Genomic DNA, 18170 nt, shown 5'->3' on the forward strand with positions numbered 1-18170 from the left:
CTCAAATTCTTCTACTTTGAGTCCAGTCAAGCTTTGAAACACATGAGGTTTATTGTGGATAGCGCCGTAGCTCAACATCGTAAACACCTCGGTCTTCGAGCAACAACCCTTCACTTCTAAACTACTCTATTTCCGATTAAGTCTAATAGATGGAGAAAGCGGTCAAATTTTGGAGTCGAAGGTAATTTCCGATGCTGAGTGTACCTGGGGCGTAGGACTCTATGCTTATCGCAGTCTCTTGCCTGATGGCAAGCCTCCGAAACATCTGGATAATCTTTACTGGATCTCTTTTGGGCTATGGAAGCAGTTGCTGACGCAGTTTGTCTTCGACCTGTACAAAGACTATAAGTACCGGGTAGTACCGCGGACGGAGATGCTTCGCCTTGCAGAGGCTGGTATACCCGCTTCTTTGTTCCGGTTAAACACATCGTCGAAGGAGTCGCTGAAGATTGGCGATCGCTATCAGTTCCCTGCTGGCTATATTGTCAGTTCGCCGCAGTTTATGCCACGCCGCAACGGCGAAGAGAGTTCAGAAGACAGTTCAACTGATGGTTACATTGTTTGCACCGTTTTCACGCCAGACGGCAACGAAATTTGGATTTTCGATGCTCAAAATCTGGAGGATGGTCCCCGGTGTAGATTGAGCCATCCTTCACTGAAGTTTAGCTTGACGATTCACACAGCGTGGTTGGAAAAAATCGCCCCCCGCACAGCCACGTACAACATCCCTGTGCGTCAGGATTACAAGAACTTAGTGAAGCAAAAGTCTCAAGAAATCCAGGATCTATTTGAAACTGAGGTATATCCTCATTTTGAGCCAACTTCGCGATCTGCCTGTTGAGTGAAGCCCTAAATACGCCTTACTGTGTATCGGAAAATATTTTAAGGTAGTAACTTTGTATACAGACGCGATATGTCGCGTCTGTATCTATCTTGGGATAGATTTTTGATATATAAGATTAAAGATGAGGTATTTTTTTGTTTAAAAGCAGTTTCGCAAATACCATTTCACTGTATGTCTGCAATAGCGCTCTCTAGTGCCTCTACAGCGGCTCGTAAGGGCGGCGATTCGGCTGTTCCCGAATCATCGCAGCATCCGAAGCGCGCATCCGCGCCGCTAGGCGATCGCAATAGTAGATGTAGCATTAAAAGAATGAATTAGTAGAAATTTTAGATTTCTTTGACTTTTTAAACAAGAAGGGTAAAAGTGATGGTCTTAATATCAGGATACGAAATTACAAATAAAATCTACGAAGGTACAAGAACTGTTGTTTATCAAGGAAAAAGGCATCAGGATAAAAGATCGCTTGTATTCAAATTAATTAAAAATAATTATCCAACTCCGAAAGATATTGCCAGGATAAAAAATGAATATGAAATTATTAAAGCTTTAAATGCTAAGGGAGTTGTGAAAACCCTAGGACTTGAGAATCATAAGAATGGATTTGCGCTAGTTTTAGAAGATTCTGGTGGAGAATCACTTAATAAAGTTATTGCCGACAGACCTATAAATTTTAAAATTGTTCTTAAGATAGCAGTTCAGGTTGCAGAAATTATTGGAGAACTCCATTCTCACAATATTATTCATAAAGATATTAAGCCACACAATATCATTTTCAATCAAGAAACGGAAGAAGTTAACATTATTGATTTTAGCATTGCATCCCGTCTATCCCTAGAGAACCAAACAATCAGCAGTCCCAATTTGATCGAAGGCACGCTTGCCTATATGTCACCAGAGCAAACGGGTCGGATGAATCGTTCTATTGACTACCGTACCGACTTTTATTCTTTAGGTGTAACTCTTTATGAAATGCTCGTGGGGAAGCTGCCATTTGAAACAACCGACGCGATGGAATTAGTTCACTGTCATATTGCCAAACAACCAATCCCTCTTCATGTGTTGGTGCCAGAAATTCCTCTTCCTGTTTCTGAGATCGTGATGAAGTTACTTACCAAGACAGCTGAAGACAGATACCAAAGCGCTGCTGGTCTAAAATTTGACCTCGAAAATTGTTTAATTCAGCTTGAAACAACAGGAGAAATTGAAGATTTTATCTGCGGTCAGCGCGATCGCGCCAGCCTTCTGCTAATCCCGCAAAAACTCTACGGACGCGAAACCGAAGTAGCCACCTTAATGGATGCTTTCGGGCGAGTTAGCCTTGGAGCAGCTGAGATGATGCTGGTAAGTGGTTACTCAGGAATTGGTAAGACAAGTGTAGTGAATGAAGTCCATAAACCAATTGTGGGAGTACGAGGATATTTTATTAATGGCAAGTTTGACCAGTTCAAGCGAAACATTCCTTATGCTGCTTTAATTCAAGCTTTTTCTGAATTGATGCGACAACTGTTAACTGAAAGTTCGGAACAGATAGACATTTGGAAAGAAAAGCTTAAAGCGGCTTTGGGAGAAAATGGTCAGGTAATTATCGATGTCATTCCCGAAGTAGAACTGATTGTTGGCGAACAACCAGAACTAACACAATTAGGACCATCTGAAGCACAAAACCGATTTAATCGAGTGTTTCAACAATTTATCCGGGTTTTTTGCCAAAAGGAACACCCGCTAGTCTTATTCTTAGATGACTTACAGTGGGCTGATTCTGCATCGCTTAAGTTAATTGAACTGTTAGTAACTGACCCAGATAGCCAGCATCTGTTAACAATTGGAGCATTCCGCGATAACGAAGTTAGTCCAACGCATCCGTTAATCCAAGCGATTGAGAAAATACAGGTTATAGGCGCTGTAGTGAATAATATCACTCTGCGACCTTTAGATAGCGATTGCGTCAGCTTGTTAGTTGCAGATACTCTTCATGAAAACGTAGGTACAGAGCGAGGAGAGGCACAAAATCTCGCGTCTCTCCTTTTTAATAAAACCCAAGGAAATCCTTTCTTCTTGACCCAATTAATAAAAACTTTATACGCCGAAAAACTGCTAATTTATAACTTCAGCCAAGGTAGATGGCAGTGGGATATAGAAGAAATTCAAGCAGTTGGAATTACAGACTATAACATTGTTGAATTGATCGCCAGAAATATTCAAAAGTTACCCGATGCAACACAGCAAGTTTTAAAACTGGCTGCTTGTATTGGCAACCAGTTTAATTTAGATGTTTTGGCAATCGTGAATGAAAAAACTCAATCAGCTACAGCAACAGACTTGTGGGATGCACTTCAAACAGGTTTGATTTTGCCTCTAAGCGATGCTTACAAAATTCCATTATCTTTTGACCAATTACAACAGGGAACTTTGGTTCTTGATGATATAAAGATTAGCTATAAGTTTTTACATGATCGGGTACAGCAAGCAGCCTATTCTCTTATACCCGACCTTGAGAAAAAAGCCACTCACCTAAAAATTGGTCAACTGCTGCTAGAAAATACTTCTCCTGAAGAAAGAGAAGAAAATATTTTTGCTCTGGTTAACCAATTAAATTTTGGTACTGAATTACTAAACTGTCAATCCCAAAGAGATGAACTGGCTCATTTTAATCTCATTGCTGGTCAGAAAGCTAGTACAGCGACCGCTTATCAAGCAGCCGTCAATTATCTCAACATCGGTTTGGGACTCTTGGCAGCAGACAGTTGGGTTTGCAACTACGAGCTGACAAATAAACTCTATGTATCAGCAGCCGAAGCAGAATACCTCAACACGAATTTTGAACAATCAAAAGTACTAGCTGAAGTAGCTCTTAAAAATGCAAAAACTCTATTAGATAGAGTGAAGATTAATGAAATAAAAATTCAGTATCATATTGCCCAAAATCAGTTGCCAGAAGCCATAGAACTCGGTCAGCAAGTTTTGGAAATGTTGGAAGTGCCCTTAGAACAAGAACCTTCGCCACACCTAAATATTGAGGACTGTTATAACCTTCCAGAAATGACCGACCCTTATAAAATGGCAGCTATGAAGATTTTGATAACAATTTCTCCCCCTGCCTTTATTTCAAGTAGCGCGATCGCGTTACCAATTGTCTACACAATGGTCAAGCTGTGTAGCCAATATGGGAATTCTTCCCTAGCTATCTATGGCTATAGCACTTATGGCTTGCTTTTGTGCGGGCCAATGGCAGATATTGATTCCGGATATAAATTTGGCAAACTAGCTTTTCATCTATTAGATAAGCTTTATGCCAAAGAAATTAAATCAAAAATCTACAGTAGCTATTGTGCTTGTATTCTACATTGGAAGGAACATATTAAAGAAACAATAGAATTATTGCGACAATCAATTCAAAGTGGGCTAGAAGTCGGTGATATAGAATTTGCTTGTCATTCGGCTCTATTCTACTGCGAACATTCATTTCTAGCTGGCGAATACCTAGAAAATGTTACGCAAAAACAAGCTAACTATATTGAAATGATCGGCAAGTTTAAAAAAGAATTTCAGCTTTACTATGCCAGCATAGGTGGGCAAGTTGTTTCTAATTTAACTGACGACTCATCTAAAAAATCTTGTCTATCTGGTAAATATTTCAATGAAGCAGAAATGCTACCCCATTTATTTGAAACCAATAATTTACAATCTGTATTTGCTGTATATTTTTATAAATTGATGCTGGCTTATTTGTTTAAAGATTACGATAAAGCAATTGAAAATGCTAGAGCAGCATCGCAGCATACTCAACCTATCACAGCCCTAATAGTATTTGTTGAATATAATCTCTACTATTCTTTAGCCCTCCTTACCCAGTACCCTAACCTTACAGCCACAGAGCAACAGGAATACATGGCTATTGTGGCGAAGAATCAGGAAAAAATGCAGCAATGGGCAACTCATGCCCCTACAAATTCTCAACATAAGTATGAGTTAGTACAGGCAGAGATTTACCGAGTTTCAGGTCAAACGCTCAAAGCAATGGAGTATTATGACCGAGCGATAAATGGAGCAAGAATTCAGGGATATATCCAAGAAGAAGCGCTAGCTTATGAGCGGGCGGCTGAATTCTATCTAACTCTGGGAAGAGAGAAAATCGCTAGAGATCATATGAGTGAAGCATATTATGGCTATGTTCGTTGGGGAGCAACCGCCAAAGTTAAAGAGTTGGAAATAGAGTATCCATACTTAATTTCCCAGATGCAATCAACAGAGCCGAATTCGAGTGAAGATACTGCCACAACCTCAAAGATGACTACTAGTGGTGAAGTTTCAGTGCTGGATTTAGCCACAGTGATGAAAGCATCTCTGGCGATTTCTGGAGAAATTGTGCTGGATAAGTTGCTCGCTTCCTTAATGAAAGTATCTATTGAAAATGCTGGGGCGATAAAAGGCTTTCTCGTCTTACCGAAAAATGGAAAATTGTTGATTGAAGCTGCTGCATCAATAGATTCATTAGAAGTAGTTGTGCAGCAATCTATTCCAATGGAAACTAGCCAAGATTTACCCGTAACAGTAATTAATTATGTAGCGAGAACTCGTTCTGATGTAGTTTTAGAAAATGCAGCTTGTGAGGGGAGATTTACAAATGACATCTATATTCAAAAGCGGGAATTGAAATCAGTCCTATGTATTCCTATCATTAATAGCGGTAGGCTGATTGCTATTCTTTACCTAGAAAATAATTTAACGGTTGGGGCATTTACTCCTAATCGAATGGAAGTCCTAAAGCTGCTATCTTCTCAAGCGGCTATTTCTCTAGAAAATGCTCTACTTTACACTAATTTAGCTACAGCTAACGAGCAACTAGAAGATTATTCGCGTACTTTGGAACACCGAGTACAGGAGCGCACGCGAGAATTAAAACTCAAAGAAGCTAGGCTTGCAGAAGCTCAGAGACTAGCACATCTAGGTAGCTGGCAATTTGATATAGAAACGCAAGAAATTAATTGGAGCGATGAACTATTCCGGATTTTTGGTCTCCACCCCGAACAACCTGAACCCACTTTCAGGGAACATGAAAACCTGATTCATCCAGATGACGTTGACTTATGGTTAAAATCAGTAGACCTAGCGATTGAAAGAGGGAAGGCTTATGAGTTGGAGTTGAGAATCTTTCGCCCGGATAGTTCTATTAGATATATTTTTGTCAAGGGGGAACCTACTTGCAATGCTTCTGGTAAGGTGACTAAGTTATTAGGGACAGCACTGGATATTACCGAGCGCAAGCTAGCCGAGTTGGCACAACAACAATCAGAAGCACAATTAAGAGAACAAGCGAAAAAGTTAGAATTGACTTTACGCGAACTACAACAAACTCAATCCCAACTCATTCAAACTGAAAAGATGTCTAGTTTGGGACAGATGATTGCTGGAATTGCTCACGAAATTAATAACCCTGTCAACTTTATCTATGGCAATATTGACTATGCCAATAACTATATCCAAGACCTGCTTGCTTTGATTGGCGTCTATCAGCAGGAGTATCAAAATCCTACACCTGCGATTCAGAAGGCGATGTCAGAAATCGAGTTGGATTTTGTGGTAGAAGACTTGCAAAAACTTTTTGATTCCATGAAAGTAGGGGCAGAGCGCATCAGAGATATTGTCCTTAGCTTGCGGAATTTTTCACGGCTGGATCAAGCTGAAATGAAACCAGTTGATATCCATGAGGGCATCGAATCTACTTTGCTGATTTTGCAGCATCGGCTCAAGAAAGATAGTTTGCATTCTGGTATTGAAGTAATCAAAAATTACGGTCAACTGCCACGAATTTTTTGTTACGCTTCTGAGCTAAATCAGGTATTTATGAATCTTCTAAGTAATGCAATCGATGCTTTAGAGGAAATAAGAAACTCTAGAGAAGAATCTGATAAAAAGCCTACTATTAGTATTTACACAGAAATGGCTTCTTCTAATTCAGTCAGAATTAGAATTGCTGACAATGGATCGGGAATGACTGAGGATGTAAAAAAGAAAATATTTGACCCATTTTTTACGACCAAGCCTGTAGGTTCTGGTACTGGTTTGGGGTTATCGATTAGCTACCAGATCGTGGTAGACAAACACAATGGAAAGCTCAGTTGTGTTTCTTCTTCAGGTCTTGGTACTGAATTTATCATTGAGATGTCGATAAGCCAGTAGCCATTGCCAATGCAGTTTGTCTGAATATCCAGGAGGGGTATAAATTATTGGGTTGTGGGAAAGAGATAGCATCTATATCTCTACCTGGATGAATGCGAACAGATGTATCCACTATCAGTCTAAGATGGCAATTGTTGCCTATCACCCAGTAGCGAAATATATTACCACCTTACTTGAATGCTACGCCACACTTTTGCTAACCCAGGAGCATCGCCAGCAGTACAACTGTTCGCATAGACGATAGCAATTTTATGAGCCAAATTGTATTTGCAGCTATTAGAGGAAATAGGTTATGGGAGAGGATGGCAACGAGGAATTCTTCTCACAGGACAGCAGCCAAGAAAAGATGGATAACAACGGGTGGCAGGAGCATCAGGAAGAGCCTCATCAGATATCTGAGGATTCGTTGACGAATGATACAGACGATACGCTGACAGATGATGACTTGCAGACTCCAATACGCCGCAGAAGAGTCCAGCGAGAATTTCCGGCTGCTCCTTTTGAAGAAGCATTGGAAGTAGCTCTAGCGATTCAGGAGCAGGCATCTGGTCAGAAAATTCGCCGCCTTAGATTGTTCGAGCTGATGGGGCGGTCGGCGGAAAGTAGCGCAAGCCGTCAAATACTAACTAACTCTAGCAGATATGGTCTTACAAATGGCAGCTACAAAGCTGAGTGGATTGAACTTACACAAGATGGTTACATAGCTACCGCTGATGATGTCCCTGAACGGGAAAAAACACGCGCACGCTTCAAGCTTGCTATCGAGCAAATTACACCGTTCAAGAAGCTGCACGAGCGTTACATGAATAATCGATTGCCAGCTAAAGGCGTTATGGCTGACTTTCTCAAAGAAGAGGGAATGAGTCAAGACGCAGTATCTGAGTCTATTGATACTTTTCTGCTCAATGCCAAGTTTGTTGGTGTTCTGCAAAATATAGCTGGTGCTGAGCGCTTAGTAGCGCTTGAATATGTTCTCGATCAAACACCTGCAACTACCCCCTCAAATCCGCCTGCTTCGCCAAGAGTGCTGCCAATACTTGAGAATTCAACTAATGAAGGTGGCACATTAGATACTACAGCTACTTCCTCACAATCTTTGGGAATTTCTGGAGAGGCTTGGAGTCGTACCTGCTTTTACATCACACCCATTGGTCCAGAAGGATCTGAGCAGAGAATGCATTCAAATCTTTTTCTTGGTCAAATTGTTGAGCCAGCACTAGAAGAATTTAACTTGGATGTAGTGCGCGGAGATCGAATTAAAGAGGCAGGAATGATCACGCGCCAGGAAATTCAGTATGTTATGAACGCTCGCCTCGTCGTTGCAGATCTCTCTTTCCACAACCCTAATGTGTTTTATGAACTAGCGCTTCGGCACGTTTCTGGATTGCCGACAGTTCAATTAATTCGAGCATCTGAGTCAGTCCCGTTTGATATTGGTCAAATGCGTACAGTTCGTATTGATACAACAAGTATCTACACTTTAGTTCCTCAACTAGAAGTATATCGTGCTGAAATTGCAAACCAAGTACGCCGTGCGCTGGAGAATTCAGAAGTAGCTGATAACCCTTTTACTGCCTTCTACAGCGCCAAGATAGTGTCGCGCTAGCATCATGTCTTGAATTAAACAGTTCTGAAACAAACCGACTTTAAACGCTTTCTCTGTCCTAGCTGGTATGCTCAGTTAAAAACAAATTAGTATATATGTACTGATTGAGGAACGAAGCGTGTCTAGAAGTGTCTTTTTCAGCTTTCACTACCAGCGAGATATATTTCGAGTAAATATTGTGCGAAATCATGCCATGACCAAAGGAGGCTATCAAGCCGCTGGTTACTGGGATCACTCTCTCTGGGAGGCTGTCAAGAAAGAAGGTGACTTAGCAATCAAGCGCATGATCAACCAAGGCCTTCAGAGTACTTCTGTTACTATTGTTCTGATTGGTTCTGAAACTGCTGGACGGCGATGGGTTCAATATGAACTAGAGCAGAGCTATGAGCGTGGGAACGGAATGTTAGGTATTTATATTCATAACATTCCAAACATTAAAGGTCAGAAAGACCTTAAAGGACTCAATCCATTTAGCCTCATTTACACAACCAGAAATAACAAGTTGGTTTCTCTTGCGAATCTTTACCCTACATATAACTGGGTTGCCGATGAGGGCTACAATAATTTTAGTAAATGGGTTGAAAGTGCAGCGAGAGCAGCTGGGAAGTAAGTGAAGTGAGTGCATCAAATCCACAGCAACGAGTTTCAGGCAATCTGACGGCTGAGTCTGCGTCAGTTCAGAATTACCTTGGCATTTTGCAGGGAATTATTACACGTCTAGCAAATAATAGTGCCAACTGCAAAACTTGGTGCATTTCCTTAGTCTCTGCAATTCTGGTGGTAATTGCAGACAAAGGCAAGCCTAATTATGCTTGGATAGCTCTAATCCCTGTTTTGCTTTTCTGTGTTCTAGATGCTTATTACTTGGCTCAGGAACGCGCCTTTCGAGGCATCTACGATAACTTCATCCAGTCTTTGCATGCAGGCAATACAAAACAGGATGATTTGTTCATATTGAAACCGATGCAGGGCTTCGGCGTTGTCAAAGCTCTATATCAAGCTAGTCTCTCATTTTCCATCTATCCATTTTATTTAACCCTCTTTACGACTCTGATTATTGCCCGATACCTCATCTTGTAGCGAGGGTGTAAGCTAGAGGTAAAGCAGGCATATCTAGCCCTATCAAACCAAACATCACCGCTGGTTCTTTGACTAAACAACTGAGTTTAAGCAGATTCGTAAGGAATTAAAGCTTTTTTAGGAGTAATATCTAGTCTATTTAATTACTTATATTTACAGTGCTGAACCTATTAAATTTGAGGCTATTTTATAGTGACTATTCAGCCAGGCTTAATATTAGAGGTGACACGTCAACCGATGGAGATTGCAACCTATCATCCTATGACTTTGCTCCAAAATCTAAATTGGATACAACGCAAAGCGATCACATTTTTTTACTCTTTGTCTCAAAACATTATTTCCGCTTCAGCCAAGCAAATACTTCATCAACTGTAAGCATCAGATTTATACCTTCTAAAACAGGCAAAACTTCTGCTTTAGCTAGCAAATCTGGTAGACGATTCGGCTGATAAACTAAGATTGAGCGTTCGCTGGGATCGAGCAACCATCCTAGCTGAGTACCATGTTTCAGACAGTGCAGAATGTTACCAGTAACTTTTGTTTGGCTTTGGTCGGGTGAAAGGATCTCAATCACCCACTCTGGGGCAAAATTAATTCCAGTGCTAGCGATATCACCGCTTTCATCTAATGGTAGTTTATCGCTAGCTACGACAACGACATCAGGAACTACTGAACGATTACCAAAACTACAGCGCAATTCCGGAAAGGCTTCGTAATTAGTAGCTGCTGCATCAATTTTGGCAACTAAAAGTTTTTGTAATAGGCTATGTTTACCGCCTCCCATAGGTTTTTGAACCGCTTCTCCACTGATATATTCCCAAGCTGGTGATTCATCAATATACGAAAGTTGTAAAAATTCTTCTAGAGTGGTTCTTGGAATTGCAATTTTCATTTTCTCCTCCCATCACTCTGTCTCAGCATCTAAATTGGGTTCAAAACCAAGGGCACGTAGTTGTTCTGCCAATCTCTTTACTCCTCGCCTTTCTCGCTCAAGTAGTTGACTTTCTCGCTCTTGCGGAGTAAGAATCTAGTTATCATCGGCATCATACCAACGCAACCAAATGCGATCGCATCTTTGACGATTTCAAGAATGCGATCGCATCTCACCACAAATTAGACAGAAGCGCTTAACTGTTCCTCAGAAACCCATGCACCGTGGAACCCGTAAGGCACCCGCTGGGGGATGAGGACACGCGCTACTGGTTCAGATGTCACGTCTTGGGCATTTACGACTACCAGTTCCGAAGTGTCTGCCTCATCATCGTGGACAAAAGTCATCAGCCAACCGTCATCCTCAGCAGTCGCATCGGGACGAGGAACAAATACCGCTTCGCCACCATAGCGTCCCCGTCCGAATTCGTGAGTTTCGGACTTACCATTCTTAAAGTCATACTTGATGACCCCTTCAAATAGAGGCATCGGATTATTTGCCATCTTTGCCGTATAACCGTAGCGCATCGGTCGTCCCATTCGCTGTTCGTTCAGGCGGGGGAAATCTGATGGCGCATCATCCAGCATCTCCTCTTTTACCGTACCCGTGCTGAGGTTAAAGCGCCATTGGTACAAACGACCAGCGTCTCCCTCATTTTCGCCGGGGGTCATATCAGTCGTTAAAACACTGGTGGAACTCATGCGACAAGCGACAAGCACTACTTCATCTCCCTCCTCGTAGGCATTGAGAGTATGGAAGACGTAGCAGGGGGGACTTTCAAACCAGCGGATGTTGCTGTTATCGCCATGACGGGGGACAATCCCGAAACGACTAGGGCGATCGCGCTCAAACATCAATGGTGGTTTACCCTGCTGCATTCGTGCCATGCTGAAAGTTAGCGGCAGATCCATAAAGATTGTGTAGTGTTCGGTGATGGCAAAATCGTGCATCATCACCCCCATCGGCAAGTCGATGGGAACGGTTCGCAACAGCTCACCCTTCGCTGAAACGACGCTGTATTTTAGGTACGGTGGGGCAAACGAGTAGCCAAAAAACATCATCTCGCCCGTTTCGGCATCGACCTTCGGATGAGCGGTAAAGGCAGAAACCAGCTTGCCATCGTAAGAGTAAGCACCTGATGTCTCTAAGCTGGGAACCTTAATAGTGTGAGGTTCACCGCCTTCCCAGAGCGCCAGCAGCCGTCCATCGTGCCACACTAGAGCGGTGTTAGCGGTATTTTTAGGAAAATTATAGGGATTTTTGCCTCGTGACGGTTCCATCAACCCCGTCCAAATTGCCTTACCCGCTTCGCGTTCAATATTAAATCCCCGTGTCCGGATATAACGGTTGCGATATTGAGCTTTGCCGTTATTTATTCGCACTCCGTGCAACATTCCATCCCCATCAAACCAGTGATAGTTGCCGATAGGTGGAAATTGAGGATTGGGGCCATTCCGCACAAACATCCCGGATAAATCGGGGGGTAGTTCGCCGATTACTTTCAAGTTGGTGGGTGCGATTTCTTCCCGTACTGGCGCAAAGTTGTCATCTAGATAGGGATTGACTGCGGTTGTGGTCATGCGTTGTGCTGAATCGATTGTCTTATCTATATTTATTTTGATTGAGCGAACGCGATCGCGTCTCACACTATGGTTGTGGAACAAGCCAGATGAAGTGGTTGGGGTGGAGCGAGCAAAGTTTAGAGGAGGATGCGATCGCATCCTCCTCTAGTTCTATCTCTATATGGAATGGATGAATACGAACAACTTTTACCCTAAACCATCTAAAGCCATCGTGATTGACTACCAGTAAATCGCAAAATATTTCTGTGGCTAAGCCTATTGGTTGAAGAATTACCCTGTGCCAAAACGCTAATCTACTGGCATTAGCAGGACTACCGCCAAGCGCTTAGAGTTCTGCAAGTAAGAACGATTCGCCAATCACCCCTATCAATCGTCAATCTCTGACACTAAAGACGATGAAACTTGAGAGTACGGCTTTTACTGAAAACAGTGTAATTCCGTCTAAATACACCTGCGACGGCGCAAATATTTCTCCCTCTCTTAGCTGGAATTCCCCGCCAGAGGGTACTCAGAGCCTTGCTTTAATCGTTGACGATCCGGATGCGCCTGGAGACATTTTTGTCCATTGGGTTCTCTACGATCTCCCACCTGAAATTCGCCATCTACCTGGCGGCATTCCCAGCGAAGCAAACCTCGCTGAGGGGGGCGTCCAAGGTAAAAATGATTTTGGCAATTTAGGTTATGGTGGCCCTTGCCCGCCTAGTGGTACGCATCGGTACTTTTTCAAACTCTACGCACTCGATCGACTGTTAGATTTAGCAACGGGTGCCACTAAAAACAAGGTAGAAGCGGCAATGAATGGTCATATTCTGGCAGCAGCAGAACTCATTGGACGCTACAGTCGCCAGAGATAATCTTGCGGCAATTCACAATTAATCTACAAAAAAAACACCTTTGAAAAGGTGTTTTTACTGGTGGCTAAAATAAGCCTGCAAATTTGATTTTGAGTTATCAATTCTTATGTGTGATGCCGAGGAGTCCGGGCACCCATAGATGAGCCAATCAGCGATGCTGCTAAACCTAGCAGAGAACCAATTGTAAACGACCAACCTGCCTTCGCTGTGGCACCCGCAATATCACGAGTTTGTTGAGCCGTTACATTAGGCGCGTCGTTGGGTACGTTCACTGCACCTTGTTGCGCTTGATTGACGATTTCCCCAGCATTCGCACCTACAATACCGAATGCGCCTGAGATTCCACTTGCTAACAACCAGGAACTCAATGCCAAAGTTGTCGCCCAAAGAATGGCTCCATTTAACATTGCTGTATTCCGGTTCATCGGACCACTGGCACGGGCTGCTACCCAACTACCCACCAAAAGGGAAATAAACAAAGAGATAATAGACCAAATTCCGACCGCTCTGCCAACATCATCGGCATAGGTTCTCGGTGCGCCGGAACCGGAAATATTAGTAGCACCAATTGCGGCTCCTAAAGCACTCAGAATTAACTGAGTAGCTAAAGCAGTAACAATACCGGCAAAAATGGGACCCCACCTTACACGATCGTGGTACTCAACAATTTGATTGCCAGCAGTTGGCTCAATAACAACCCTGTCTTCTCGATTTGTGTATGACATTGCTCACCGCTCTTCCTGTTTCTATTTTTTATAGAGCTACTTTCTTCTAACTTTCACCCTTGAGTTATACTTTATACTGGTATTTTTCTGGGTATATCTATCAGTAGGAATAATCAGGATATCTATCGATAGAAATATGTGTTCTATTTAAGTGAAAAGCGCGATCGCAATTATTAATAAATTAGTAGAGCTTTACGGCTGTTTCAGTGACAGTAATGAGCAATAAAAAGCCAGGCTGGTCACTCTGCTATCACATCCCGTTCTGCTCAAAAACTACAGACATATAATTGCCATTCCGTCAGCCGATAATATCCCCAACCCCAGCCAAAAAAAACCACAGGTCACGACTAGCCGAGATACCTTCAGCGGTGATAATTGCTAAATACGCTCTTAACACAGCTTTGTGAACGACATCAGTTGTTGTTACAATCATTAACTGTCCTCGTCAAAATTTCTTTTTAGACAAATTTGGGGTGTAGACGAGGTAAAGCTCATCCCTCTGCTGTGTTTAGCCATTCTGGATTCATGCTTCCGGAATAGAAACACTGAGCGATTGTAGAAACTCACGATAAATCGACCGTGCAAAAACAGACTTTATTAGTAGCCAGTCTCTTGTTGGTGCCAGCGATCGCTACCATCAAAATGCCAGTTGTCCAAGCGGCTCCACTGGTAGCCCAAGGCAGTCAACAGCAGGTGAGCGAACTGCTGCGGCAGGGGCGTAAGTTGGTGGATACGGGAGATATTGCCAGAGCCTTGACAATTTATCAACAAGCTGCGGCTCTCGATCGCGAAAATGCCCGTATCTTCTCCGCCATCGGCTATTTACAAGCAGTTCAGGGCAACTACCGAGAAGCCGCTAAAGCTTATCAACAGGCTGTCACCCTCGAACCGAAGAATGCTGATTTTCAGTATGCATTGGGGTACGCTCTCGCGAATCTTGGAGACAATGCCAGTGCCGCAGCCGCCTACCAGCGTGCTGCCCAGATCGACAACAAGAACCTGAATGCCTATCTAGGATTAGGGGTGGTATTACAGCGTCTAAAAGATTATCAAGGCGCAATGCAAGCCTATGAAACTGCCCTCCAGCTCGATCCGAAAAATCTACAAGCTTATGAATTTATCGGCTCCGCCTTCCTGAAGCAGGGGCGTCCCGCAGAAGCGATTCAAGCGCTCCAACAGGCTGTTGCTCTCGCCCCAAATGACAGCGGCGTGCAGTTGAACTTGGGAGACGCCTACATGAAGCAAGGCAACGTCACGGCTGGGATGGCGGCTTTAGAACGGGCAGCCAAGATTGAACCTCGCAATGCTCAGATAAGCCTCCAAATTGGCAAAATTTTGCAAACCGGGAATAATCTGGATGATGCCTTAAAGGCTTATCAACAGGCAGTGAAGATCAAACCCGATCTCGTGGAAGCTCAGACAGCGATCGCTGATATTTTGCTGAAGCAGCAGGATTACCTCATGGCAATTGTTGCCTATCGGCGGCTGGTAGAAATGTCGCCGGAAAATGCCCAAGCTTACTACAATCTGGGAGTGGCGTTGAGAAAGCGAGAAAGGGTACCGGAAGCGATCGCAGCTTTTGAGCAAGCCCGCGACCTTTACCAGCGTCAAGGTCAGAAGGAAGGCTCTCAGAGAGCGACTTCCGCCCTTAGAGAGCTTCAAAAAGACAAAGGCTAAGGGCAAATGGCGAATAACTGATGGATAGTTTCTTAAAAACTTATTAAGAGTCTCGGCTTGTGGAAATTTCTGCGGATAAGTTGGACTGCAAGATACCTCCTAACTGCGTCCTCAGCCCCATTGATGTTAGAACAATTTAGAGCATCTAATGGGGCTTCCGTATTTTCAATTTTGATTTTCGGCTTTGGATTTTGGATGATTAGGCTGGGGTTGAGCAACGGATAGATTCTGGTTGTTCATCGGTAGAACCCGCTCGAAAATCTAAAATTTCGACCAAAGCATCAACACTGGCATCCGATAAATCTGCCAGGGAAACCACCCGCTCTAAATTGGGAAAACAGCGGCGGATAGCGTGGTTGTAGCTCGGATCGTAGTGGCACTCTAGCAAGTCTCTTACCAATCTTTCCCACTGCCCAGCATCAATGAGCTGATACCATTCTTGGAGTTTTTCCCAGCCATAGCGAGATTTCAGTCTGTGCAACTTCGCTTTTAAAACTTCCGGGTGGGTCATTAAGTGAGGATATTCTTGCAAAAGCCACTGAATTCTAGCTTCTACAGGCATCTCAATTTCTACACAGCTTGCTTGTTTCATTTGCTGCCAAAGAGATGGGGGCACATAAATCCGCCCAATTTTATTACTCTCCGCTTCCACCCATACGGGAAAGTTGGGATCGAGGCTTTGCAACTGTTGCAGTAGCAGGGATTCAAAGTGTTTTTGGGATGGCTGAGGCTGGGGATGGGTTATCGGTAATTTCCCCTCAGCTCCAGATGCGATCGCCCTTGTTTCTACCAGCTGCTCCTCAGCGCCACTCCCACGCTCCCACTCTTCACCCAGGAGAGAACCGCGATGGTTTGCCAAACCTTCCAGATCCAGCACCTGAATGCCAAACTCAGCCAGACGGCGCAAAATGTGGGTTTTACCACTGCCAGTCATTCCAGATAATATCCGGAAGTTAAAGCGTTCCGGGAGGGTTTGCAGTTGCTCGCGTACCAAGGAACGATAGGTTTTGTAGCCACCTTCGAGGACAGTGACTTGCCAACCAATTTGACTTAAGACAGTCGCCAAACTGTTAGAACGCTGTCCTCCCCGCCAGCAGTACACGAGGGGATGATAATGTTTGTCTTTTTCGGCAAAGTGATGGGTGAGGTGACGGGAAATATTTTGAGCAACTAAGGTCGCTCCTAGTTTACGGGCAGTGAAAGGACAAACTTGTTTATAGAGCGTTCCGACTTTAGCGCGTTCCTCGTCATCCAAAACGGGCAGGTTAATGGCACCGGGTATCCGATCTTCAGCGAATTCGCTGGGTGAGCGGACATCAATAATTTCGCTGTAAGTTTCTGTCTCAGATAGCTGAGTATAATTGGGCGATCGCGGCATTGTTAAATATGAATGGCTAATTGCTGATGGCTAATTGAAGGATTGTTCAAGAGCCACTTTTCGATTAGCCACTCTTTGATTAGCCATTACCCCAACTCATACCATTTTAGGTTTGGGATAAGCGTTTGAGGGTTTGACCGCCTAGCAGTCGGTCAGTTTCTTCCAGCAATGCTGGAATTTTGTCGGCGTGGGGACTATGGGTAAGACATTGGCGGAGGTCTAGTTCTCGAACCCGATCCGCTTTGGCTCCAGGAAACCAGTGGCTGGCGTTGCCCAGCAGGTTGTAGCGCATTTTAGCGTACTCGATCATATCGTAGGCGATCGCTAGATTTCTCAGCCACAAAATCACTTGGATATTTAGTCCCCCCGGCGTTGCTTCTGGCTTTGGTAAGCCAACGTGCCAGGTTTTTAACCAGTCTTCTCCTAAGGTAGCGATCGCTTCTTTCTCTAAACGATGCAGAATTGGCACCAAAACCGCCTCTGCATTCTCTAACAGCGGCAAGGTCTTCAAGTGTTCGTCAAAGTCCTCTGGTCGTGACGCCCCCACACTAAGAGTATGCACCTGCGGATGACTCAGACAGAATACATCGTTAAACACGATTGGACTGAGGGGATAGCACAAATCCACCAATTTTTGTGGCGGTTTAAACAGCATTCCTCCTTTCTCTGAAGGACTGATAATAAAAACGCCCATATCGTGCCGAGAAGCTGCCTCAATGGCAGACCAGTTGAATTGATTGATGTAGTACCAGTGCAGGTTAACGTAGTCAAACTGGTTCGTCTCAATCGCCTTCACAATTACATCACTTGGCCCGTGCGTCGAGAAGCCAATAAACCGAACTTTGCCTCGATCTTGTAGCTGTCGTGCCACCTCCAGACAGCCGCCCTGTTTAATGCTATCGTGCAGCAACTCATCGGTATTGACACCGTGTAGCGACAGCAAATCAACGTAATCTAGCTTTAAGTAAGCTAGGGACTTCTCAAATTCTTGGCGAAATTCTTTAGCGTCCGCTTTAGGGCTGATTTTCGTCTGCACAATCAGTTTTTCGCGGGGAAAAGTCGGCAAAATTCGCCCTAACTGCATCTCAGAGGTGCCGTAGCCACGAGCAGTTTCAATATGATTGATTCCGACTTCAAAAGCTCGGCGAATCGTTGCTTCTACATTCCGTTGATTATCGCGGGGAACTCGCCATCCAGGGACATCCTGCCACTTAAACTGATAGCGCATCCCCCCGCAAGAAAACACGGGCATTTGTAATTCTGTACGCCCAAATCGCCGATACTGCATCTTTCTAAATACATAAGAAAACTG

Annotated in this window: 12 protein-coding genes and 1 pseudogene; 7 read left to right on the forward strand and 6 right to left on the reverse strand. The window is 43.8% G+C overall.

The genetic code is table 11. The features are described 5' to 3' along the window. Positions 1 to 169 precede the first annotated feature (169 nt). The 5 genes from NC996_RS19690 (at position 170) to NC996_RS19710 (ending at position 9710) form a co-directional block, all read left to right on the forward strand. Entirely contained in the window at positions 170 to 841 is a 672-nt protein-coding gene (locus NC996_RS19690) for a carotenoid oxygenase family protein (RefSeq protein ID WP_242037624.1), read from the forward strand. Positions 842 to 1210: 369 nt separating this feature from the next. Further along, a complete protein-coding gene (locus NC996_RS19695) occupies positions 1211 to 7024 on the forward strand; it encodes an AAA family ATPase (protein ID WP_190687154.1) in 5814 nt (1937 codons plus the stop codon). Between the two features lie 292 nt (positions 7025 to 7316). Continuing rightward, positions 7317 to 8630 (forward strand): hypothetical protein, encoded by a 1314-nt coding sequence (locus tag NC996_RS19700; protein ID WP_199303170.1) that lies wholly within the window; start codon positions 7317 to 7319, stop codon positions 8628 to 8630. A 118-nt stretch (positions 8631 to 8748) separates the two neighbouring features. Beyond that, positions 8749 to 9240 (forward strand): TIR domain-containing protein, encoded by a 492-nt coding sequence (locus NC996_RS19705; RefSeq protein ID WP_190687156.1) that lies wholly within the window; start codon positions 8749 to 8751, stop codon positions 9238 to 9240. A gap of 5 nt (positions 9241 to 9245) precedes the next feature. Then, positions 9246 to 9710, forward strand: coding sequence for a hypothetical protein (locus NC996_RS19710; RefSeq protein WP_199303171.1), 465 nt, complete (start codon positions 9246 to 9248; stop codon positions 9708 to 9710). Between the two features lie 334 nt (positions 9711 to 10044). Here NC996_RS19710 and NC996_RS19715 read toward each other — a convergent pair whose 3' ends face one another. Then, a complete protein-coding gene (locus NC996_RS19715; RefSeq protein WP_190687159.1) occupies positions 10045 to 10602 on the reverse strand; it encodes a Uma2 family endonuclease in 558 nt (185 codons plus the stop codon). A 221-nt stretch (positions 10603 to 10823) separates the two neighbouring features. Continuing rightward, a complete protein-coding gene (locus tag NC996_RS19720) occupies positions 10824 to 12221 on the reverse strand; it encodes a carotenoid oxygenase family protein (RefSeq protein WP_190687237.1) in 1398 nt (465 codons plus the stop codon). 398 nt (positions 12222 to 12619) lie between these two features. Between NC996_RS19720 and NC996_RS19725 the strand changes: the two genes are divergently transcribed. Beyond that, complete coding sequence (locus tag NC996_RS19725; protein WP_190687161.1) at positions 12620 to 13078, forward strand: YbhB/YbcL family Raf kinase inhibitor-like protein; 459 nt, start codon at positions 12620 to 12622, stop codon at positions 13076 to 13078. A 104-nt stretch (positions 13079 to 13182) separates the two neighbouring features. Here the strand turns inward: NC996_RS19725 and NC996_RS19730 are convergent, their stop codons facing one another. Both NC996_RS19730 and NC996_RS19735 read right to left on the reverse strand, forming a co-directional pair. Beyond that, entirely contained in the window at positions 13183 to 13803 is a 621-nt protein-coding gene (locus tag NC996_RS19730) for a hypothetical protein (RefSeq protein ID WP_190415090.1), read from the reverse strand. A 181-nt stretch (positions 13804 to 13984) separates the two neighbouring features. Further along, positions 13985 to 14236: pseudogene (locus NC996_RS19735) on the reverse strand (hypothetical protein). Between the two features lie 146 nt (positions 14237 to 14382). On the opposite strand from NC996_RS19735, the gene NC996_RS19740 reads away from it, so the two are divergent. After that, on the forward strand, positions 14383 to 15480 hold the full coding sequence (locus NC996_RS19740) for a tetratricopeptide repeat protein (protein WP_339380379.1): 1098 nt from the start codon (positions 14383 to 14385) through the stop codon (positions 15478 to 15480). A 199-nt stretch (positions 15481 to 15679) separates the two neighbouring features. Here the strand turns inward: NC996_RS19740 and mnmH are convergent, their stop codons facing one another. Both mnmH and NC996_RS19750 read right to left on the reverse strand, forming a co-directional pair. Further along, complete coding sequence (gene mnmH, locus NC996_RS19745) at positions 15680 to 16858, reverse strand: tRNA 2-selenouridine(34) synthase MnmH (RefSeq protein ID WP_190687164.1); 1179 nt, start codon at positions 16856 to 16858, stop codon at positions 15680 to 15682. 106 nt (positions 16859 to 16964) lie between these two features. Then, on the reverse strand, positions 16965 to 18146 hold the full coding sequence (locus tag NC996_RS19750) for an aldo/keto reductase (RefSeq protein ID WP_190687240.1): 1182 nt from the start codon (positions 18144 to 18146) through the stop codon (positions 16965 to 16967). Between the last annotated feature and the right edge of the window lie 24 nt (positions 18147 to 18170).

The sequence above is a fragment of the Trichocoleus sp. ST-U2 genome, assembly GCF_039961875.1.
Taxonomy (GTDB): Bacteria; Cyanobacteriota; Cyanobacteriia; order Cyanobacteriales; family FACHB-T130; genus FACHB-T130.